Consider the following 2,972-nt stretch of genomic DNA (forward strand, 5'->3'; position numbering starts at 1 on the left):
TTCCTCACCGCTACAATTAGCCCTTGGTTTGTCTCTGGTGCTTGGAACCTTCTTCGGTACACCAATAGGCGCAAAGCTTACGAAGCAGTTTCATGAAGGTACGATGAGGAAATTGCTTGGGGCACTCTACATAACCATTATGCTAAGTGTACTCGTAAATATGGCGAATTTCCCTAAGGTTGGCTTACTGCTAATCAGCATTTTCGCTCTCTATTTTTTTACATTTTCACTTTATCGAGTGCATAAAAACAAAAAACAACAATCGGAATAAAGCTTCTTCTGTAAGAAGTTTTTTCGTTTTTCCAAATAATCTTTTTGTCTACACAAAGTGCTTCTACTCTTAAATTTTACATATTTTAAATGGATTCATTTTTGATGGCTTGTGATATATTATTTTTAAAAATATGAAAGAGGAATAGGAATGGAACATCCAAAGGGATCTTCTGATTATGAACTTTTAAAAGAGGCTTTAGTTGGTTTTAGTTTTGGGATGATGCTGATGATTGTAACGTTTTTATTTGTTCATTTTGTTTTAGGCTTCCACGCCTTCTCTTAGTAGCATAAAGGGAGGTTGCTTTCTCCCTAGATACGCTTTGCATTTGAAAAAGAAGATAAAAGCTAGCTTAACGGCTAGCTTTTTTTGTGGCAGAATATTTTTCGAATACACTGCGCTTTACATGAAGTGGCGGATGGGATAGGCTAATTTTCCAGAAAAGCTTGTTGCTCTGGTCTTTTCAAAAAAGCCTGTCCGCAAAGGCTCCATGTCAAGCGACAAAATCAGGATGAATAAATTATATCAATAACGAATAATTATACTTCCTTTTGGTACATCAGTTAAATGCCAAATACACTCCATCCCTTTTTCTGCGCTACAATCGCTTCGCAGATTTCTCCTATTCCCTTCCCTTATAAGGTTATACTCCAATTCCATGTACCCGAACGTTATCGATTTAAAACGAATATGAGACCTGATTCTTGTTTTTTAACATTTGAATGGATGCGTTACTCTGCATTGACGACAAAGCTTGACGTTCGATTACTGAATAAAAAATTATGAAAAATTTTTCTATCACGTTTTTTCAGCCCAATTATCTATTTATAAAGTGAAAGGAGGTGAGAGAAGCATGGATGCATTAAACCAGTCAAGACTTACTTTGCAATTCATTGTTGGAACAAACGAGTTTGGAGAGGACATTGTTCGTAACAAAAGCTTTAACAATGTGAAAGCAACAGCAACAGATGAACAGCTACAAAGTATTGCCCAAGATCTTGCATCGATCCAACAGCACGGGTTAAAAACAGCAATTCGAAACAATACGATTCACTTACTCTAATTTTAAAGAAAAAGGTGAGGATGAATGAGCAAACAGTTAGAACTATTATTTGAAAATGAAGATGGGCGCCAAGTGACAATTTCTCTTGAAAGCCCCATCGAACCAGTTGACCCAATTGCGGTTAAAAACGTGATGGACAACATGTTAAGTACAAATGCTTTTACGACAGCAGGAGGAGATTTTGTTTCGATTCGCGGTGCACGAATCGTTGAGCGAAATGTAGAAGAAATTGAGCTTCCATAGCCGTTTAAATATGGAGCAGTGGACAACACTCATAAGCGACGTTGGCTTTCCGATTCTAGTAACCCTTTACTTACTGCACCGGCTTGAACGGAAGCTCGATGGCGTTATTAAAGCTGTTGGAGCGCTACAAACGCTCAAAGAATGCCCATTGAAAAATAAGAAATCGTCTTAGCCTTAAGAGTGGGACAAAAGAGTTTTTATTGATGAGAACTCCGAACGTCATGATCGTTGCTGCATCGCAATCGCTTCGGAAATATCCTTCGCTTTCCGCGGGCGGCTGGTGAGCCTCCTTGTGCTTTTCGCACTGGGGGGTCTCACTCTTGCCTTTGATCCCGCAGGAGTCTACGTGTGCATTGTTCGCATTTTTTCAATCATACACGTTCGTTATGTCCCAGCCCCTTTCGTTTTTCTAGTTATGCTTGCCTACAGCATATAAAAAACAGTTTATATCATGCTTTGCAGGAATGAGTCCCGCTGCTTCCAAAAAGCTTTCAGCTGTTGTCGGACCAATATGCTGGAAGGTTTTTGATAGCGTCATTTTCTTTTCGTCTATCGTCTCAGGTAATGTATTCAACCAATAAGCAAAGCTTTCATGCCGCTCTTGAATATCGCTTACGATTAAGCTGTTTTTTATGGTTGCTTCTATTTTTTTTCGATGGCGGATAATCCCAGCATCTAATAAAAGCTCTTCAATCTCCTTTTCCGTAAACCTTGAAACAAGCGTCACATCAAAATTCTTAAAAACCTCACGAAATCGTTCTCGCTTATGTAAAACCGTGCGCCAGCTGAGACCTGATTGGAACAATTCTAATGTTAAAGCCTCAAATAAGTCACGATCATTTTTTAATGGACGTCCCCATTCAAGATCATGGTATTGAATAAGAAGCGGATCATTTCCGCACCAACTACAGCGAATCATTCTTTTTTTTCACCTTTTCCACCGAAAAGAAGCAGACCAGTAAGCTCCGCCTCCTATCTTAAATATACTTTTAAATACTATTTCTAATTGCTAGCATTTAACCAATTGTCTGCAAAATAATGTACAGCAAAAACAAACTTGAAATCACATAAAGAGGAATGGAAACGTCCTTCCCTTTCCCCATCGCCAATTTTAAGATCGGGTAAGCAATAAATCCAAACGCGATCCCTTCAGCGATGCTATACGTTAATGGGATAAGCGCGATAATTAGAAACGCCGGAAACCCTTCTGAAAAATCGTCAAATGCGATCGATTTTATACTTTGAACCATCAAGCCCCCAACAATTAATAAAATTGGCGCAATGGCACTATCTGGAATCAACGAAATGTAAGGAACGAAAAACAGCGTGACACCAAAAAGCACCCCTGTGACGATAGCTGTCAAACCTGTTCGTCCACCTGCCGAAATTCCTGCA

6 protein-coding genes and 1 pseudogene are annotated in these 2,972 nt (G+C 39.1%); 5 read left to right on the forward strand and 2 right to left on the reverse strand.

Annotated features, from left to right (window positions below; all coding sequences use genetic code 11):
- The 5 genes and pseudogenes from BLT_RS21950 to BLT_RS23215 all read left to right on the forward strand — a co-directional run.
- Window positions 1-271: pseudogene (locus tag BLT_RS21950) on the forward strand (sulfite exporter TauE/SafE family protein); the annotation flags it as partial.
- A gap of 150 nt (window positions 272-421) precedes the next feature.
- Window positions 422-556 carry a hypothetical protein gene (locus BLT_RS24710; RefSeq protein ID WP_017728273.1) on the forward strand — a complete coding sequence of 45 codons (135 nt, stop codon included), beginning with the start codon at window positions 422-424 and terminating at the stop codon, window positions 554-556.
- A 568-nt stretch (window positions 557-1,124) separates the two neighbouring features.
- Window positions 1,125-1,334, forward strand: coding sequence for a DUF1659 domain-containing protein (locus tag BLT_RS0113330; protein WP_017728274.1), 210 nt, complete (start codon window positions 1,125-1,127; stop codon window positions 1,332-1,334).
- Window positions 1,335-1,358: 24 nt separating this feature from the next.
- Entirely contained in the window at window positions 1,359-1,577 is a 219-nt protein-coding gene (locus BLT_RS0113335; RefSeq protein ID WP_017728275.1) for a DUF2922 domain-containing protein, read from the forward strand.
- A 10-nt stretch (window positions 1,578-1,587) separates the two neighbouring features.
- A complete protein-coding gene (locus BLT_RS23215) occupies window positions 1,588-1,749 on the forward strand; it encodes a YvrJ family protein (RefSeq protein WP_081599669.1) in 162 nt (53 codons plus the stop codon).
- A 237-nt stretch (window positions 1,750-1,986) separates the two neighbouring features.
- Here the strand turns inward: BLT_RS23215 and BLT_RS0113340 are convergent, their stop codons facing one another.
- Both BLT_RS0113340 and BLT_RS0113345 read right to left on the reverse strand, forming a co-directional pair.
- Window positions 1,987-2,496 (reverse strand): DNA-3-methyladenine glycosylase I, encoded by a 510-nt coding sequence (locus BLT_RS0113340; RefSeq protein WP_017728276.1) that lies wholly within the window; start codon window positions 2,494-2,496, stop codon window positions 1,987-1,989.
- Window positions 2,497-2,593: 97 nt separating this feature from the next.
- Window positions 2,594-2,972 (reverse strand): solute carrier family 23 protein (locus BLT_RS0113345; RefSeq protein WP_017728277.1); only part of this gene is annotated, 379 nt, incomplete at its 5' end.

Source organism: Halalkalibacterium ligniniphilum (genome assembly GCF_000334155.1).
Taxonomy (GTDB): Bacteria; Bacillota; Bacilli; order Bacillales; family Bacillaceae_D; genus Halalkalibacterium; species Halalkalibacterium ligniniphilum.